The 18,730-nt window shown below is 68.1% G+C and carries 12 protein-coding genes and 1 tRNA gene; 5 read left to right on the forward strand and 8 right to left on the reverse strand.

Annotation, left to right across the window (positions count from 1 at the left end; translation table 11 throughout):
- Nucleotides 1-2 precede the first annotated feature (2 nt).
- The 7 genes from dacB to ACGVWT_RS02430 form a co-directional block, all read right to left on the reverse strand.
- Nucleotides 3-1,451 carry a D-alanyl-D-alanine carboxypeptidase/D-alanyl-D-alanine-endopeptidase gene (dacB, locus tag ACGVWT_RS02400; RefSeq protein ID WP_315461209.1) on the reverse strand — a complete coding sequence of 483 codons (1,449 nt, stop codon included), beginning with the start codon at nucleotides 1,449-1,451 and terminating at the stop codon, nucleotides 3-5.
- Nucleotides 1,448-2,332 carry a LysR family transcriptional regulator gene (locus tag ACGVWT_RS02405; protein ID WP_315461208.1) on the reverse strand — a complete coding sequence of 295 codons (885 nt, stop codon included), beginning with the start codon at nucleotides 2,330-2,332 and terminating at the stop codon, nucleotides 1,448-1,450. The genes dacB and ACGVWT_RS02405 overlap by 4 nt, the downstream gene beginning before the upstream one ends.
- Nucleotides 2,333-2,357: 25 nt before the next feature.
- Nucleotides 2,358-3,608, reverse strand: coding sequence for a dicarboxylate/amino acid:cation symporter (locus ACGVWT_RS02410; protein WP_315461207.1), 1,251 nt, complete (start codon nucleotides 3,606-3,608; stop codon nucleotides 2,358-2,360).
- Nucleotides 3,599-4,597, reverse strand: coding sequence for an N-acetyl-D-Glu racemase DgcA (gene dgcA, locus ACGVWT_RS02415; RefSeq protein WP_315461206.1), 999 nt, complete (start codon nucleotides 4,595-4,597; stop codon nucleotides 3,599-3,601). Before dgcA ends, ACGVWT_RS02410 begins: the two co-directional genes overlap by 10 nt.
- Entirely contained in the window at nucleotides 4,555-5,601 is a 1,047-nt protein-coding gene (dgcN, locus tag ACGVWT_RS02420) for an N-acetyltransferase DgcN (RefSeq protein ID WP_315461205.1), read from the reverse strand. Before dgcN ends, dgcA begins: the two co-directional genes overlap by 43 nt.
- Before the next feature lie 71 nt (nucleotides 5,602-5,672).
- Nucleotides 5,673-7,259, reverse strand: coding sequence for an amidohydrolase family protein (locus ACGVWT_RS02425; protein ID WP_315461204.1), 1,587 nt, complete (start codon nucleotides 7,257-7,259; stop codon nucleotides 5,673-5,675).
- Nucleotides 7,256-9,592 carry a penicillin acylase family protein gene (locus tag ACGVWT_RS02430; RefSeq protein ID WP_315461203.1) on the reverse strand — a complete coding sequence of 779 codons (2,337 nt, stop codon included), beginning with the start codon at nucleotides 9,590-9,592 and terminating at the stop codon, nucleotides 7,256-7,258. The genes ACGVWT_RS02425 and ACGVWT_RS02430 overlap by 4 nt, the downstream gene beginning before the upstream one ends.
- A 301-nt stretch (nucleotides 9,593-9,893) precedes the next feature.
- On the opposite strand from ACGVWT_RS02430, the gene ACGVWT_RS02435 reads away from it, so the two are divergent.
- The 3 genes from ACGVWT_RS02435 to ACGVWT_RS02445 all read left to right on the forward strand — a co-directional run bounded on the left by ACGVWT_RS02435 (nucleotide 9,894) and on the right by ACGVWT_RS02445 (nucleotide 16,406).
- The gene (locus ACGVWT_RS02435) at nucleotides 9,894-12,824 is read left to right on the forward strand and encodes a TonB-dependent receptor domain-containing protein (RefSeq protein ID WP_315461202.1); all 2,931 of its coding nucleotides are present in this window, start codon (nucleotides 9,894-9,896) and stop codon (nucleotides 12,822-12,824) included.
- 109 nt (nucleotides 12,825-12,933) lie between these two features.
- Entirely contained in the window at nucleotides 12,934-15,210 is a 2,277-nt protein-coding gene (locus ACGVWT_RS02440; protein ID WP_315461201.1) for a penicillin acylase family protein, read from the forward strand.
- Between the two features lie 26 nt (nucleotides 15,211-15,236).
- Complete coding sequence (locus ACGVWT_RS02445; RefSeq protein ID WP_315471959.1) at nucleotides 15,237-16,406, forward strand: serine hydrolase; 1,170 nt, start codon at nucleotides 15,237-15,239, stop codon at nucleotides 16,404-16,406.
- 82 nt (nucleotides 16,407-16,488) lie between these two features.
- On the opposite strand, the gene ACGVWT_RS02450 is transcribed toward ACGVWT_RS02445, so the two are convergent.
- Nucleotides 16,489-16,565: transfer RNA gene (locus tag ACGVWT_RS02450), tRNA-Pro, on the reverse strand.
- 216 nt (nucleotides 16,566-16,781) lie between these two features.
- On the opposite strand from ACGVWT_RS02450, the gene yajC reads away from it, so the two are divergent.
- Nucleotides 16,782-17,120, forward strand: coding sequence for a preprotein translocase subunit YajC (yajC, locus tag ACGVWT_RS02455; protein WP_116461430.1), 339 nt, complete (start codon nucleotides 16,782-16,784; stop codon nucleotides 17,118-17,120).
- Nucleotides 17,120-18,718 (forward strand): protein translocase subunit SecD, encoded by a 1,599-nt coding sequence (secD, locus tag ACGVWT_RS02460; RefSeq protein WP_116461146.1) that lies wholly within the window; start codon nucleotides 17,120-17,122, stop codon nucleotides 18,716-18,718. The genes yajC and secD overlap by 1 nt, the downstream gene beginning before the upstream one ends.
- The last annotated feature ends 12 nt before the right edge of the window (nucleotides 18,719-18,730 follow it).

The following is an 18,730-nucleotide window of genomic DNA, read 5'->3' on the forward strand; positions in this document are numbered from 1 at the left end:
ACTCAGTTCGCGGCGGCAACCGCGACCAGGGCTGCATCGATTGCCGCGGTCGCGCTCGCGTCCCCCGGCATATCGTTGGCATAGGCCGAGAAGATCAGCGTCCGCCCACTCGCTGCCGTGAGATAGCCGGACAAAGCATTGGCTGCGTTGAGCGTCCCGGTCTTGGCAGACAGCCGTCCCGCCAGTGGCGTGCCGACGAACCGCCGCGTCAGCGTACCATCGGTCGCCGCGATCGGCAGCGTCGCCCGCCACGCGGCGCCCCATGGCTGGGTCATCGCCCAGCGGAGCAAGGCCACCGTCGCGCGCGGCGTCACGCGGTTATAGTTCGACATGCCCGCCCCGTCCGCAAAGTCGAACGCCGGCGTCGCCACGCCCGCGCGGGCAAGCGTAGCGGCAACCACCGCATGACCATCCGCGACCGACCCACTGGCCGTCAGCCGGCGCAGCAGCAGTTCGCCATGGAGGTTCTGGCTCATCTTGTTGGTGCGCTGGAGGTCTTCGACCAGCGGCAGCGGGGTCAGCCGAGCAAGTACCGGCAGCGGGGTTGCGCCAGCCGTCGGGCCACCATCGCCCTGCATTGCCGCGGGAGCGGGCGGACGGTGCCGCACGGCGATGCGCCCCGTCACCATCACGCCGGCCGTGCGCAACAGCTGCGCGAAACGCCAGGCGGCGTGATGCGCAGGATCATCGATCCCGAGGGGGACGACGATCGGCGCGTGTTTGGCGGGAACGCTGCCCGAGACGTGCACGCGATCGCTCCCCGGCATACGCTCGACCGTCAGCGTGCGAGCGCTGCCAGCCGGACCGGTCGTCGCGCTATTGTCGATCTGGAAATAGCCGTCGCCCGTCACCGTAAGCGGCGACCCTGGCGTCGTCGGCACGACAGTGAGTGGCAGGGCATTGTCGTCCAGCGTCAATGCCGACACGCCGGTGCCATAGACGCTGTCCATGTTATTCCAACTCATGCCCTGCGGCCAGCGTTCGTCCGGGAACGCGGTATCGTCGCCGACGACATCGCCGACGATCCGCGTGCGCTCCGCCACCGCGGTCGCCAACGTCGACAGGCAATCGACCCGGCAATCCGGCGCGGAGGAGAGCCGCGCGTCGCCATGGCCAGCGAGGATCACGGTGGGCCTTTCCGCGCCTTCGAGCCGCACCGTCGCACCGCTGCTCGTATCCGGCGCGGCTACGTCAAGCGTCGCGAAGGCGGCAGCGGTGGTGAACAGCTTGGTGTTCGATGCGGGAATGAAACGCTCGTCGGGCCGGATCGCGACGATCTGACGCCCATCGGCATCGACCACGAGCAAACCGATGCGCGTGCCGGGCGGAGCCTTTGCCAGTCCCTCCGCCACCGCAGGCGGGGGTGGAGGCGGGGTCGGCGACGACGGTGGGGATGGCAGGGCCGCCTGTCCCGCCAGCATCAGGGGTAGCAGCAGGGCCGTACCGATCATCGGCGTTCGATTTCCTCGCTCAACAGGGTCAGAAACTCGGCGGCCAGCGCCGATGGCGGGCGGTCGAGTAGGTGGATCGCATGGACATCGAACGTCACCGAAGGACGCAGCGGGCGCATCGACAGGCCCTGGCTGATCGACGCCGCTGCGGTGAAATTGTCGACAATCGCCACGCCCACCCCCGCCTGCACTAGAGCGGCGGCGATGTAGAAGGTGCGCGCGACGGCTACCTCGTTCAACGCGAGACCCAGACGGTCGATCTCATCGCCGAGCAGCTTGCCGATCGGGCCGCTGCCCTTCATCGAAATGATCGGCTGATCGACCAGTTGCGACAGCTCGATCCGCGGCGGCGCATCCGGCATCGTCTGCTCGCGATACAGCACCACGAGCTCCCCCTCGCCCAGCCAACTGCGCGACAAAGCGACGCCGCGCGGCGGCTCGCTGGCGATGGCGATGTCGCTTTCGCGCTCGTACAATTTGCGCAGCAGGTCGTCGTGGTGGACGGTCTGCAAGTCGAAACTGACGTCGGGATGGCGCGTCAAAAACCGCGCGACCGCATCGGGCAGGACGCTGAGTGCCAGGCTGGGCAGCGCCGAGATGCGCAGCGTCGTCCCGGCACCGACGCGCAGGTTGCGGCCCGCCTCGCGCAGCGCGCGGACGCGTTCCTGAATGTCGGCGACATCGGCGAACAGGGCATGTGCGTCCTCAGTCGGCAGCAGCCGTCCGTTGGAGCGTTGAAACAGCTCGAACCCCAGCAGGCTTTCGGCATGCCGCAGCGTCTTCGATACCGACGGTTGCGACACGTTGAGCGCGCGCGCCGCGGCCGAGACGGAGCCGTTGACGTAGACGGCGTGGAAGATCTCGATGTGGCGCAGGTTCATGGACAACAGCCTAGCGAAGCCGAGGCTATTCGGCCACCGGCCCGCGGAACCGCGCGGCGTCCAACGCCCCTTCGCCGCGCGCGACCAGGGTCGCCACCGTCAGATTGGCGGAGGCCGAGGGGACGGTGCGCGTCATGTCGAGCAGACGGTCGAACGGCAGCACCAGCCCGATCACCAGCGCGGTCTGCTCCGTGCTGACCCCCACCGCCGACAGCATCGCCGCCAGCATGAACAGCGAGGCGGACGGCACGGGTGCGGTGCCGAACGCAGCGAGCGCGCCAGTCAGCAGCATGGTGACGAGCATCGTCGCGTCGGGAACGATGCCCAGCGCCTGCAACGCAAACTGGCCGAGCAGCCCGACATACATGGCGGTGCCGTCCTTGCCGATCGACGCGCCGAGTGGCAGGACGGTGGAGGCGATCGCGCGCGAGACGCCCAGATTGTCCTGCGCCACCCTCAGTGCGACCGGAAGCGTCGCCGACGACGATGCCGTCGAAAAGGCGACGATCAGCGCGTCCACGATTCCCCGGAAAAACCGCGTCACCGGCAGGCGCGAGACGAATCGGATCAGCCCGGCATGCACCACCAGCATCTGGACCAGCGAGGCGAGCACCACGGCAAGCGCCAGCCAGCCGACATGGACGAACACGCCCGCGCCATTGGCCGCGACCGCCTGCGCGATCAGCGCCAATACGCCGAACGGGGTCACCTCCATCACCAACCGGACGATCTGCAGCAGCACCGCCGACAAGCCCTGCAACAATGCCGCGACCGGCTTGCCCGCCTCACCCGCCAGGATGGTCCCTGTGCCCAGCAGCACCGCAACGAAGATGATTGCAAGCATGTCGCCGCGGACCAGCGCTTCGACGATGTTGAGCGGTACGATCGACAGGAGCTGATCGGCCGGCGTCACTGCTGCACCCAGAGGATGCGGCACGACGCTGCCCAGCGACATGGCCGCGCCGGGGCGCAAGATCAGGCCTGCCGCCATGCCGATCGATACCGAAACCAGGGTGGTAGCCGCAAACAGGCCTACGGTACGCAGGCCGATCGACCCCAGCCGGCGCGGATCACCCAGCGTGGCGATCCCGGCAGCTATGGTGACCAGCACCACAGGCACCACCAGCATCTTGATCAACCGGACGAACAGATCGCCGATCAGCCGGATCGCGCCCGCCGCCTCGGGCCACAACAGCCCGAGCGCGACGCCCAGGATCAACCCGCTCACCACCCGCTGCCACAGCGGAATGGCGAACCAGCCCCGGATCAGGCGCAAGCGGGCGTGCCCCAAAAGCCAGGCACGGGCGCGGACAGGACGCCGTCGCTGTCCCGCGCGCCGCCGTCGCGATCCTGCGCCAGCCACAGCGGGCCGTCGAGATCGACGAAATCCGCGCCACTCGCGACCAGCATCGCCGGCGCGATCCCCAGCGACGAACATACCATACAGCCCACCATCAGCCCGAACCCCCGCTCCCGCGCCTCGCCGGCGAGCGCCAGGGCTTCGGTCAAGCCGCCCGTCTTGTCGAGCTTGACGTTCACATGGCTGTAGCGGCCGGCCAGCCGATCGAGATCGTCGCGGGTGTGCAGCGCTTCGTCCGCGCAGATCGGGATGGCGCCGGCCAGTGCCGCCAGCCCCTCGTCGTCATTAGCCGGGACGGGCTGTTCGAGCAGATCGACCCGCTGCGCCCGGAGCAGCGGCAGGTGCGCGGCGATATCCTCCGCCCGCCAACTCTCATTGGGATCTACGATCAGCCGGGGGGCAGGCGCGGCGGCACGGACCGCCGCGATCTGGGCTGCGGCCTCCTCGCGGTTCACCTTGATCTTCAGCAGCGGCACGTGCGCCACCGTCGCCGCGATGGCGGCCATCGCCGCGGGCGTATCAATGCCGATCGTGATCGCGGATGGCAGCGCCGAGACGGGCGGCACGCTTGCCAGCGTCGCGACGTCGGTACGGCCTAGCCTCGCCTCCAGGTCCCATAGGGCGCAGTCCACCGCATTGCGCGCGGCACCCGGCGGCATCGCCCGGGCGAGATCCTGCCGTGTTCCGCCGGCTTCGATCAGCGCGCGGACGCCGTCGATCGCGGCAATCGCACCATCGATCGTTTCGCCATAGCGGGGATACGGGACGCCCTCTCCCCATCCGCGCACGTCGCCCTCCGCGATCGTGACCGTCACCACATCGGCCGCCGTCTTCACGCCGCGGGCGATGCGGAACGGCGCCCTCAGTGGGAAGCGGTCATGGCGAACGGTGAGGGTGCGGCGCATGATGTCTCCAGCAGCAGGTCGATGATCGCCTCCGATCCGAAGCGATAGGGATCGGTGCAGGGCAGGCCCAGCGCATCCTCGGCCTCGCGGCACATCCGGCGCGCGGTCAGTTCGTCGAGCTTCGCCGTGTTGAGCGCGACGCCGACGCCGCGCACGTTCGGGCTGGTCAGCCGGGCGACGCGCAGGTTCGCCTCGAGGCATTCGGCAAGGCCAGGCATCGGGCAATGCGGCAGGCCGCGCATATGCGGGCGCAGCGGATCGTGGCACAGCACCAGCGCGGCCGGCTGCGCGCCGTGCAGCAGTCCGGTCGACACACCAGCGAAGGCCGGGTGGAACAGCGATCCCTGCCCTTCGATCAGGTCCCAGCCATCATCCTCGCGTGCCGGGGCGAGCGTCTCGATGGCCCCCCCGATGAAATCGGCGACCACGGCGTCGAGCGGTACGCCCTCGCCGGCGATCAGGATGCCGGTCTGGCCGGTCGCGCGAAAATCGGCGGTGACGCCACGGGCGCGCAGGGCGTCGCGCAGGCCGAGCGTCGCATACATCTTGCCGACCGAACAATCGGTGCCCACGGTGAGCAGACGGTTGCCCGCGCGCCGACGACCGTTGCCGACGGGAAGGCCCGCCGGCGCGTCGCGCACGTCGAACAATTCGACCCCCGCCGCCTTCGCCGCCTCGACCAGTTCCGGCACGTCGCGCAGCCGCTCGTGCAGACCGCAGGCGACGTTCAGCCCGGCACGGATCGCGGCGAGCGCGTCGCCGATCATCCAGCCGGGAAAGCGCCCGCCGGGATTGGCGATCCCCAGCACCAGCGTCCGGGCGCCCGCGGCACGGGCGGTGTCCGCATTCATCTGCGGCAGGCCGAGCGTAAAGGGGCAATCGCTGTGCCGCCATTCGCCGACGCAATCCTCCCCGCGAAAGGCGGCGAGCCCGCGAGAGGTCTTGAGGCCGATCTCGTCATCGGAATGGCCGAGATAGAGCAGATAGGGAGCGGGAATGGTCATGATGCCAGCATGATAGAGGGGGGATCGCCCGTGTTGCCAATCGCGCTCGCGGGGCTGCCTATAACGTTCGGCTATTGGTCGCAGCCCGCGGGACGCGGGCGGAGCAGAGCCCGTCCGGCAGCGGCGCCGGTCGCCGTGCCATTGGTCAGCGCGCGCCGGCCGTTGACGAACAAAGCGACGACGCCGACGCTCGTTTCGCGGGGATGCAGATAGTCGGCGCGCGGCGCATAGCCTTTGGGGTCCAGCACCACGACGTCCGCAAAATAGCCCGGGCGAAGATACCCGCGTTGCGGAATTCGGTACATGTCCGCGGTCGCGCCGGTCGACCGGCGAATGAACTGCCGCAGCGTGATGACCTTCCGATCGACGACATAGGTGCGATACAGCCGGGGGAAGGTCGCATATTGGCGCGGGTGGCCGTCCGAACCGTCCGACGACGTCACCACCCACGGCTGCTTCATGATCAGGTCGACGTCGCGATCGACCATGTTGAAGCTGGCGACATCCGACCCCGCCGGGCCGTCGCCCGCTGCATTGGGCGTACGAAGGATGCGGATCGCCGCGTCGATCGGCGAGAGCTGCCATGCCGTCGCCATCTCGCCAAGCGTCTTGCCGGTCCACGGCTGGCCCTGTGCGGTGAGCAGCAGCGCCCCCGCCCCGCCCCGGCGGCGTAGATTGTCCGCCATCGCCGACTTCAGCCGCACCATCGTCGCCGGATCGTCAAAGCGCGCAAGCAGTCGCTTATAGCCGCCGTCCATCGCCCAGCCCGGCACCAGCGCGGCATCGACGCTGGAGCCCGAGGCGAGCCACGGATATTGGTCGGCCGTCACGACCTGCCCCGCGCGGCGTGCCGCCTCGATCGTCGCGATCAGCGCGGGCGCCTGCCCCTGCACGGGCACGCCCAGCGCCTTCAGATGCGCGATATGCACCGGCATGCCGGCGCTCTGCCCGATCGCGATCGCCTCACGCGTCGAGGCGAGCAAGCCGATCGAATAGTTGGATTCGTCGCGCTGGTGCGTGTCGTACATCCCGCCGCGCTTGCCCGATTCGCTGGCGACGGCCGCCACCTCGTCGGTCTTGGCGAAGCTTTGCGGCGGATAGAACAGGCCGGTGGACAGACCATAGGCCCCTTCGCACATCCCCTTGGCGGCAAGGCGCCGTTCCTCCGCAAGTTCGCTCGCGTTAGGCGCGCGGGCATCCTGCCCCAGCACCTGCGTGCGGATCGCGCCGAAGCCGACGAAGGGCACGATATTGGTGCCGATCCCGCTCGCCTCCAGCGCGTGCGTCTCCTTGGCGACCTCGAACGTGCCATAGCCGTCGACCCCGATGACGACTGTAGAGACACCCTGCGTCAGCCACGGCAGGTTGAGGCGTGCCTTGGGATCGGCCGAACGGATGTAGCTGTCGGGATGGGTGTGCGCATCGATCAAGCCCGGCGCGACGATCATCCCCCGCGCATCGATCATCTCGCCCGCGGCAGTGCCGCGCGGCCGCCCGACATAGACGATGCGGTCGCCGGTCAGCTCGACATCGCCGACGAACGGCGGCGCCTCCGCCCCCGTATAGATCGTGCCGCCGCGGATCACGACATCGACGCGCGGGTTGCTGGCCGAGGTGGCGATGCACCAGACGAGAGCGGTCAGGGCGAGGCGCTTCATCGCGGGCTCCTTTCGGGTCGAAGGTGGGTGGTGGCGGCGGCAACCGCGTCGACCGCCGCCCGGCTGAAGGGCATGGGCAGCATCCGGCCCGCGATCCACGGGCGAGCCTGATCGTCGCGATGGACGGAGCGTGGATCGTTGGCCTGGCCGGGCAGATTGAGCATGACCGATCGGTCCCAGTCGCCGACATCGATCACCTGCAGATAACTCGCGCCGCCGCCGACACGCCAGTCCGGCCCGTTGCCGAGCCAGCGCGCCATCACGGTAAAACCGTCACCGCCGGACCCGCCGACCTCGATCGGCGGAAAGGCAGCCGCGATTGCGGGGATCCGGGCCAGCGGATGGGCGATCCGGACGCGGTGGAGCATATCCCACCGCCACGCCGCCGGATCGCCGCCCAGCAGCGTGATCGCCTGTGCCCAGCCATCGGCGAGCGCAGCGTCGATCACTCCGGGCCGCTTGGCGGCGACGCGCAGCAATTCGGGCGGCTCGATCGCGGGGATGAGGCTGCGGGCGCGCTCGGGCACCAGCACGGCGATCATCTTCGCGTTCAGGTTGCGTAGCACGATCTCGTACAACGCCGCCGCGCCGCTCGCGCCGTCGATCCGGCCGTCCCAGCGCGCCAGCATCGCGACTGCGGCAGCGGCCCCGGCCGACGGCGCGCGAGGCAGCATCTTCTGGAACCGCCGGGCGGGCAGCGACAGCGTATCATGTTGGAGCGCGACACTGTCGGCAATGCTGTGGCGGGTCTGGGCGGATAGCACCTCGGTGATCCGGTCGTAGCGCGCGGGGCTGCGGAACGAAAAAGCGGGGCTGTGGTCTACGGGCCAGCCGGTGGGCAGATTGTTCTGATTGGCCGAGGCGAACCAGCCGGCCGGCGGATCGATGACGCCGGGCAAGGCACGGAAATCGCGCATCCCGTTCCAGTCGTAACGGCCGTCGCCCGGCACCGGCAGCAGGCCATGGCCGCGCTTGCGCTGCGGCCAGAAGCCGATGGCCTGCCAGCCATGATGGCCGCGCACGTCGGCGTAATGGAAATTGGTCGGCGACGGGTGCAGCTTGAACGCATCGCGCAAGCCGTCCCAATCGTGCGCAAGGTTGATCGCCACCATGGCGAACGCGCCCGATCCGCCGGGCTGCATCTCGACCGAGGCGAGTGCGGTGGCGCGCGACCGGGCCGGATCGTGGGCGATGACCGGCCCCTGCACGGCGTAGCGCAGCCGCACGTGGCGGGGCGCGGCGTCCTTGACGGGGATCGCGACGTCGACCGCCGTGAACCGCTTCCATCCGCCATCGTGGCGGTAGCGTTCGGGGTCCGCCGAATCGAGCTCCAGGACGAACAGGTCCTCCTGGTCAATGTGGAAGTTGGTGCGGCCGAAGGCGAAGCGGTCGGTGTGGCCCTGCATGATGCCCGCAAGCCCCGGCGCGCCGCCGCCGATCACGTCCAGCCCCGGTGCGGTCAGATGCGCGACGTGGCGCGGCCCGAACCCGCCGATGCCGAGGTGCGGATCGTTCGCCAGAATCGGGCGCCCGGTCGCCGTCCGGCTGCCCGCGACCGTCCAGGCATTGGAGCCGGCATTGGCGGCGTTCAGGAGCTCGTCCGGGTCCTGCGTGTGCGTCTCGCGCCCGAACGGCAACGGCCCCAGGCGCAGCACGCCCAGATCGGCCTCGCTGACCTGGGCGGGGTCGAGGCCGTCCGGCACGTCGAGCGGGATCGACGGGCGTAGCGGCGCCACCAATCCGTCGAGATCGAGCAGCCCCAACGCCGCCAGCTGCGCGCGGCGAATCTCGTCATCAACATTGCCGATGCCCCCGCCCCGCGCGAGCACGAGGTCGCGCACGTCCCAGCGCAGCGGCATGACGCCGAGGATACGGTATTCGAGCGGCAGCAACGACCGGTCGCGCTCCACCTCAGCGATCCGCGCGTTGATGCCGGCGATATAGCCGCGCACGCAGTCCAGCACCTCGCGCGGGATGCGGGCCAGTTCGGCGTCGAGATCGCCACGATAGTGGAACAGCCGCGCCGCCGCGTCATGCGCGGCGAAGTCCGCGCCGAATACCTCGGCCATCTGCCCCATCTCGCGACGATGCGCGAAGTCGATCTGGAACAGGCGGTCGCGCGCGACCACATAGCCTTGCCCGAAAAAGGCATCGGGCTTGGTCGCCGCGCGGATATGGGGAACGCCCCACAGGTCATCGACGATGGTGACAGGCTGTGACAGCCCCGGCACCGTGGCATAGGCGGGTGCGGCGGAACGCCGTGCCGCCGCCCGCCAGGGCGCAAGCGCGCCGAATGCCGTGGCGCCGAGCAGGAAGGTGCGGCGAGAGACCATGGTTTCCCCTTGTCCGGCCGACCCACGATACGGCCGCGCAAGATCGGCGGCGCAACGGTCGGCGGGGCGGTTCGCGACGGAGCATAGGCCGGCGTCGAGGCCGCGCAATGCCACCATAATCGCAGGCTATGGCCCACCCAACGATCGGTGTCGGTCAACCCTTGACCTAGGTTGCATCCCGCCTGCACCATCACCGTCGCCCGGATCAGCGACAAGACCATGACCGGCCGCAGGGTGATCACGCTCCAGGGATCGTGAATAAGGGGGATTGCAGATGACGGACGGATCATGGCGCGGGTTGATGGCGACCGGGACCGCATTGACGGCCTTGTCGATGGCGCTCGCCGCCCCGGCCTTCGCGCAGACGACGCCGGCGGCGCCCGCCGACGCCACCCCACCCCCACCGCAGACCAACCCGGGCGACATCGCGCCGGACGACATCATGGTCACCGGCACGCGAATCGTCCGCGACGGCTTCAAGTCGCCGACGCCGCTGACCGTCGCGACGCAGGAGGATATCCTCAACACGTCGCCGACGAACAATATCGCCGACTTCGTCAACCAGCTGCCCGCGCTGGTCGGGTCCACCCGCCCCTCGAACTCGCGTCTCGCGATCAGCTCCGGTCTCGCCGGCATCAATGCGCTCAACCTGCGCGGGCTGGGTGAAATCCGCACGCTGGTGCTGCTCGACGGGCGCCGCACGGTGGGGTCGAGCGTCACCGGGCTGGTCGACGTCAACACCTTCCCGCAGGCGCTGGTGAAGAGCGTCGAGATCGTCACCGGCGGTGCGTCGGCGGCCTATGGCTCCGACGCGGTCGCCGGCGTCGTCAACTTCGTGCTCGACAAGACGTACAAAGGCATCAAGATCCAGGCGGATAGCGGCGTCACCGAACGCGGCGACGGCGCAAACTATTCCTTCAGTGCTGCGGCGGGCCTCGCCTTCGGCAGCGACGATCGCGGGCATTTGTTGCTCAGCGGCGAATGGGCGCATCGCGACGGCATTTTCCGCGTCGATCGCGACTGGAACGCGCGCGGCGTCGTGCGGATCACCAACCCCAATTACACCAATACCAACGGGCAGGCGCAATTCCTGATCCGGCAGCCGGTGGGCGTCGCCAACACCACGCCTGGCGGCATCATCCTCAATTCCAGCGGCGGCGTCGCCAACCGGCTGCGCGGCATCTATTTCGGCCAGGGCGCGGCGGCGAGCCAGTTCCAATATGGCGCGCTCACCTTCCCCGCGGTCGGCGGCGCGACGGCGCCCTCGCTGACGCAGGGCGGTGATTGGCAGGTCAACGACCAGGGCCGCAATATCGGCCTCGACGCCGACGACGATCGCCGCGGCGCCTTCGGGCGGCTGAGCTATGAAGTCGCCACCGGCGTGACGCTCTTCGCCGAAGCCTCGTACAATTGGCAGAAGACGCTGTTCAACGCGGGGCCGCAGTCGACGACCTCGATCACGCTGACGTCGGCCAATCCGTATTTGCAGAGCGCACTCGCCAATGCGGTGTCGGCGGGCCTCATCACCGCGGCAGAGCGCGCGGCCGTCACGTCGGTGACGGTCGGCAGCACCGCGGTCGACCTGCCCTATCGCAAGAACAACAGCAGCCGCGACGTGCAGCGCTATGCGATCGGCGCTGAGGGTGAGTTCCAGGCCTTCGGTCACAAGGCGTTCTGGAACATCTACGGCCAATATGGCGAGACGAACGCGCACGAGCAGCTGCGCGACATCATGAACACGGCCAACATGGCCAATGCCACCGATGCGGTTGCGGCGCCGGCCGGCAACGCGCTGGGCGTGGCGGCGGGCACCGTCGTGTGCCGCTCGTCGCTGACCGCGCCGACCAACGGCTGCGTACCGCTGAACCGACTGGGCATCGGCGTCGCCAACCCGGCCGCCTTCGCCTATGTGCTGGGCGACCCCTATCGCGACCAAAAGCTCAAGCAGACGGTGGCGGGCGTCAACCTGTCGCTCACGCCATTCGCGACCTGGGCGGGCGACGTCAGCGTCGCGGTGGGTGGCGAGTATCGGCGCGAATCGGTGTCGGGCTCGGTGCCGACGCAGTTCCAGACCGGCTGGTCGGTGGGGAACTTCCTGCCCACCTTCGGCAGCTATAACGTCAAGGAAGCCTATCTCGAAACGGTCGTGCCGCTGGGCCTCGGCCTGGAGTTCAACGGCGCGGTGCGCGGCACCGACTATTCGACGTCGGGCTATGTGACGACGTGGAAGCTCGGCGCGACGTGGCAACCGATCCCCGACATCCGCTTCCGCGCGACCCGCTCGCGCGACATCCGTGCGCCAAACCTTAGCGAATTGTACGCATCGGGCACGTCGCGCACCAACACGCTGACCGATCCGGCGACGGGGCGCACGACCGTCACCTTCCGCGAAACGACGACCGGAAACCCGAACCTGCGCCCGGAAAAGGCGGACTCGGTCTCGATCGGCGTGGTGTTGCAGCCGACGTTCCTGCCGGGCTTCTCGGCCTCCGTCGACGGGTTCGACATCAAGCTGAAGGACGCGATCGGCCAGTTCTTCGCGCAGGACATCATCAACCGCTGCTTTGAGGGGCGGACCGAATTCTGCGCCGCCTACGGCCCCGATCCGACGGGCGATCGCGAGCTGTTCTTCCGCGCCAGCCCGTTCAACTTCGCCCGCCAATGGGTCCGCGGCATCGATTTCGACGCGAGCTATCGCCTGCCGCTCGCCACTATCATCCAGCGCGCGCCGGGCACCGTCACGCTGCACGGCCTGGCGACGCGCTACATCCATAACATCACCGACAGCGGCGTACCGAACGTGATACCGGTCGACACCGTTGGCCAGCTGAGCGGCATCAGCCCGCCCAAGTGGATCTATCGCTTCAATGCCAGCTATGAGACGGACAGCTTCTCCGTGACCGGCACCGCGCGCGGCGTCAGCAGCGGCACCTATGGCAATGCGTATATCGTCTGCGATGGCAATTGCCCGACGGGCCGCCCCGCCGCCACCGTCTCGCAATTCCCGACGATCGACAACAATTCGATCTCCGGCGTCACCTATTTCGACCTCAACCTGACGACCAAGATCGAAACGCACAGCGGCGGACGCGCGGAGCTGTTCCTCAACGTTACCAACCTGTTCGATCGCGATCCTATCCTGTTGCCTGAAACCGGGCTGGCGGCGAACAGCACCTATTCGGATCTGCTCGGCCGCGCCTTCCGGGTCGGCATCCGCTTCCAGACGCGCTGAGCCGGGCGGCGACGATGACCCATCGTCGCGCAGCCAGTTTGGCACCCCGCACCGCCATCGCCCCGCCCGGCGATACGGCGGCGGCGGGGTCGTGATTAGCGTCGCCGGAATGAACGGTACGGCGGCACGCGGTCCGGTGACGATCGCGGACGACATATGGGGCGTGCCCCATATCCGGGCTGGCTCGATCCCCGACGCCTATTTCGGCCAGGGCTATGTCGTCGCGCGCGATCGACTGTTCCAGATCGACCTGCAGCTGCGCCGCGACCTCGGGCGGCTGGCGGAAAGCTTCGGGCCGCGGTTCGTGCCCTATGACCACGCCGCCCGCCTGCTCCTGTACCGCGGCGATGTCGCGGCGGAGCTCGACACTCTGCCGCCGGATGTGGTGGCGTGCGCGCGCGCCTATGTCGATGGAATCAATGCGCGGATTGCAGAACTGGAGGCAGACCCTGCGCTGCTCCCGCCCGAATATGATGCGCTGGGTCTGACGCCGCTCCGCTGGGATATCGCCGACCTAGTGCGCATCCGCAACGGCGACATGGGCCGGCCCGACGACGAGGTGCGCCGCGCGCGGCTTGCGGCGCGCGGGTTGCTCGACCTCGACTGCCTGATGACGCCGCTCGCCTGGGATTGGCAGCCCGTGGTGCCGGACGGGCTCGACGTGGCGGCGGTGGCCGACACCGACCTTGGCGTTCTCGCGCTGACCGATGGGCCGTTGCCGTGGGACACGGCGGTGCAGGCACGCTACGATGCCGTCCACGATCGGCTCGACCGCGACGCCCATGGCAGCAATGCGTGGACGATCGCCGCGGACCGCTCCGCAACCGGTCGCCCGATCCTGGCCAACGATCCCCATCTCGGCATCGGCGGCTTTTCGCCGCGCCACATCGCACACCTGACCGCCCCGGACTTCGACGTGATCGGCGCCGGCAGCCCGGGCATGCCCGGCATCATGCAGGGCCATACCGATCATTATGCGTTCGGGCGGACCAACTCGCATATCGATCAGGAAGACCTGTTCGTCCTGGACCTGCACCCGGACGATCCAGAGACCTATCGCCACGATGGCGCCTGGAAGCGGTTCGAGACGCTGACCGAGACGATCGGGGTGAAGGACGCGGCGGACGTGACCGTCACGATCCGCCAGTGCGTACACGGCCCGGTTCTGTCGCACGACCCATCGCGCCGACGCGCAACGGCGATGGCGTCGGTGTCGCTGCAACCGGGCGCGAACATGACCTTTGCGATCATCGCGCTGAACCTCGCGCGGAACTGGGACGAGCTGGCACAGGCTGCGCGCCTGCATGTCGCTCCCACCAATTTGCATTATGCCGATCGCGACGGGAACACCGGCTGGCGGATGCTGGGCCATGTGCCGGTACGCCCGCATCACGACGGGCTGATGCCGGTTCCAGGCGACGGACGGTACGACTGGCAAGGCCTCGTCGCGGCGGAGGACATGCCGGCATTGCTGAACCCGCCCGACGGCTGGTTCGCATCGGCCAATCAGCTCAATCTGCCCGCCGATTGGAGCCCCGACAAACGGGTCAGCAGCTTCATCTGGAACGCGCCTTATCGCTACGATCGGATCGTCGAAGCGCTCGGGCAACCGGGCCAGCATAGTCTTGCCGACAGCGTCGTGCTGCAACATGACGATCTGTCGCTACCGGCACGTGCGCTGGTGGCGCTATTGCCCGACCGCCTGGATGGGAGTGCGGCCACCGCCGCCGCGATCCTCCGAGACTGGGACTGCCGGTTGAGCGTCGACAGCGCGGCGGCGGCCCTGTTCGAGATGGTCTGGATCGCGCTGGGCCAGGCCTTTCTCGCGGCCATCGTGCCGGACGCGGCGCGCGACCTCGTCACATCCGTCGATCCCCGGCCGATGCTGGCGATGTTGTCCCATCCCGATGCCCGCTTCGGTCCCGAGCCCGCAGCCGCGCGGGATACGCTGCTGGCGACGGCGCTGGCCGCGGGATGGGACGCCGCCATAGCCGCTTTTGGTCCCGATCCTGATGGCTGGCGCTGGGGAGACGCGCACCGCGTCGTCCTGCGCCACCCGCTTTCCGCCCTACCGCAGGTCGCGGCCGTCAGCCCAGCGATCGAGGGCGGACGATCGGGCGGCGATGCCTTTACGGTAATGGCCCGCGGCTATGTCGCGGCGCGCGATTACACCGTGAGCCACGGAGCCAATTTCCTGATCGTCTGTGACGTCGGCGACTGGGACGAATCGCTCGTCTGCGCGCTGCCCGGCCAGTCGATCGACCCACGCTCGCCGCATTATCGCGACAGCTATGCCGCATGGGTCGCGGGCGAACCGCGCCGCCTCGCCTTCAGCCGGCAAGCCGTCGATGCGTCCATCCGCCAGATCACGGAGCTTCGATCATGAAAGGCCTCCTCAAGGCAGCGGCCCTCATGTCCGCTCTGAGCGCCGTAACCATGGGCCTAACGCCGACCCCAGCAGTCGCGGCCGAGCGCGCGCCGCACCTCGATGCCGCATTTGGGGAGGTGCAATCCTGGGTCGGCAAGGCGTTCCCCGGCGCGGTGGTCGCGGTTGGCGTGCACGGGCGGCTGGTCGCGTTGAAGGCCTTCGGGCACATCTCCTCGGCACCTGACGCGTCGCCCATGCCGCGCGATGCGATCTTCGACCTCGCGTCCCTCACCAAGGTGGTCGGCACCACGACTGCCGCGGAAATCCTCTACGACCGCGGCCTGCTCGACCTCGACCGTCCCGTCGTCGCGTATCTGCCATCCTTCGCCGGCACGCCGGGTCATGAGCAGATCACCGTACGTCACCTGCTCAGCCACAGTTCGGGCCTCTTCACGTCCGAGCTGTTATGGCAACACAGCCACAACCGGCAGGAGCTGCTCGCGCTGATCGACCGGATGCCGATGGCCTGGGCGCCGGGCACCCATTATCAGTATCGCGACGAGAATATGATCCTGATGGGCGAGATCATCGAGCGTCTCTCCGGTCAGCCGCTCGACCGCTTCCTGCATGATGCCGTGTTCGCGCCGCTGGGCATGAGAGACACCGGCTTCAATCCGTCAGCCAGCCGGATCCGCCGGATACCGCCCACCGAACAGGACGACCTATTCCGTCATCGCCTGGTGCGGGGCGAGGTGCATGACGAAAATGCGTTCGTCCTGGGTGGTGTCGCCGGTCATGCGGGGCTGTTTTCCACCGCAAGAGACCTCGCGCGATTGGCGCAGCTCTATCTCGACCATGGCCGTCACAACGGACGCCAATTCCTGAAGCCTGGCAGCCTCGCCGCGTTCACGACCCGGCAGGCCTTTCCGCCGGGAAGCTCACGCGCGCTGGGATGGGACATGCCCGATCCTGCGGGCAGCTTCGCGGGGCCCCTCGCCTCCCCCGATGCGCTGATCCACACCGGTTTTACGGGAACGTCGATCTATATCGACCGATCGCGCGACGCGTTCGTCATCCTGCTGACCAATCGCGTGAATCCCACCCGGACCAACAAACAGATCGCCGAGGCCCGGATCGCGATCCATACCGCCATCCTCTCCGCGATCGACGCATCGACGCGGCCGTCAATTGCCCGCCAAGCACACCACCGCTGACCCGCCGCGACGGCACGATACGACTCGTCACGCGAAACGCCGTAGGGCGTCGCGTTTAGGCTGATGTATTCGCGAGATGAAATGGTCGGGGCGACAGGATTCGAACCTGCGACCCCCACACCCCCAGTGTGATGCGCTACCAGGCTGCGCTACGCCCCGACCGAGGGACCGTGCGGCGTTCGCTGCCGATCCCAGAGCGCGGGCCTTTAGGCGGGGCGGACCGGCGATGCAAGCGCTGATCGCGCTTGCCCGGTCCAATTGCGTCGGCCGGTGCCGTTGCAGCGGCGCAACATTGCGCGACGGCGCGTGCGATGCTAGCGCGCGGCGCTTCCAGTGCGGGGGATTTCCTCCGCCGATCAGCCATGCACGGATCAGATGTTCATCTCCCCAGCCTATGCCCAGACCGCGGGTGGCGCCGCTGAATCCGGCGGCCTTGCCTCGCTGATCAGCTTCGCACCGCTGCTTCTCATCTTCGTCGTCTTCTACTTCCTGATGATTCGCCCGCAGCAGAGCCGTATGAAGGCGTTGCAGGCGGCGATCGCGGGCGTGAAGAAGAACGACAGCGTCGTGACCGCCGGCGGCATCGTCGGCCGCGTGACCAAGGTGGAGGACGCCTTCGTCGAGGTCGAGATCGCCGCCAACACGCGCATCCGCGTCGTCAAGGCGACGCTCGCCGAAGTCACCAGCCCCAATTCGAAGCCGGCGAACGACTGATGCTGGACTTTCCGCGCTGGAAGGTGGTCACGATCTGGACGGTGCTCGCGCTATTGTGTGCGCTCGCCATCCCGACGTTCCTGCCCGAATCGACGACGGCGAACTGGCCGTTCCACCCCCGCGTCAACAAGGGGCTGGACCTCGCCGGCGGCAGCTATCTGATGCTGGAAGCCGATACGCAGGATCTCGCCAACACGCGGATCGAGGCGATGCGCGATCAGATCCAGGGCACGATGCGCAACGGCACGCCCCGGATCGACATCGGCGACATTTCCACGCGGAACAACCAGATCAGCTTCATGCTGCGCGACCCGACGCAGGTCGATGCGGCACGCGAACGGCTGCTCGGCATCACCGGTGGTGGCGCGGGCATGACCGGCCAGCGCGAATGGGACATCCAGGTCGTCGACGGCAGCCGCTTCGTGCTGACCCCGACGCAGGCGGGCCTCAACCAGGCGATCAAGATCGCGATGGAAGACGCCACCGACGTCGTGCGTCGCCGTATCGACGCGCTCGGCACGCGCGAACCGACGATCGTGCGCCAAGGCGACAATCGCATCCTCGTCCAGGTGCCGGGTCTTCAGAACCCGCAGCAGCTGAAGGACCTGCTCGGCAAGACGGCGCGACTGGAATTCAAGCTGGTCGATACCACCGCCAACCCCGTGGATGCGGCCAAGGGCATCGCGCCGATCGGCAGCCAGGTCCTCGCCTATCCCAACAGCCGTGACGGATCGCGCTTTGCCGTGGTGAAGCGCCAGGCGGTCATCACCGGCGACATGGTGGCCGACGCCCGCCAGGGCTTCGACCAGCAGACCAACGCCCCCAACGTGCAGATCACGTTCAACGGCGTCGGCGGCAATCGCTTCGCCCGCGTCACCCAAGCGAACGTCGGCAAGCCCTTCGCGGTCGTCGTCGACAATCAGGTCGTCTCGGTCGCCAACATCAACGAACCGATCCTCGGCGGTTCGGCAGTCATCAACGGCGGCTTTACCGTTGAAAGCGCCAACCAGCTTGCGATCGCGCTGCGGTCGGGCAAGCTGTCGATCAACCTGAAGGTGATCGAGGAATCGACCGTCGGTCCCGAACTCGGCGCCGATTCGATCCGCGCCGGCATCCTCGCCTGTTCGGTCGCGGTGGTGCTGGTCATGGCGTTCATGTTCCTGACCTATGGCCGCTTCGGCGCCTATGCGAACCTCGCCGTCGTCATCAACGTGTTCGTCATTCTCGGCGTGTTGGCGCTGCTCAGCGGCACGCTGACGCTGCCCGGCATCGCGGGCTTCGTGTTGACCATCGGTACCGCGGTGGACGCGAACGTGCTGATCAACGAGCGTATCCGCGAGGAACGCCGTCGAGGCCGCACCGTCGTGCAGGCGGTGGAGCTGGGCTATAAGGAGGCCAGCCGCACCATCTTCGAAGCGAACATGACGCACGCCATTTCGGGCATCATTATGTTTGTGCTCGGCTCGGGTCCCGTGAAGGGCTTCGCGGTCGTGCTGCTCATCGGCATCTGCACGTCGGTCTTCACCGCCGTCACGTTCACACGCATGCTCGTCGCGCAGTGGATTCGGCGCGAGAAGCCCAAGACGATCAACATTTGAGGCGAAAGGACA

Origin of the sequence: Sphingomonas sp. S6 (genome assembly GCF_043498045.1) — a bacterium.
In the GTDB taxonomy this organism is placed as follows: Bacteria; Pseudomonadota; Alphaproteobacteria; order Sphingomonadales; family Sphingomonadaceae; genus Sphingomonas.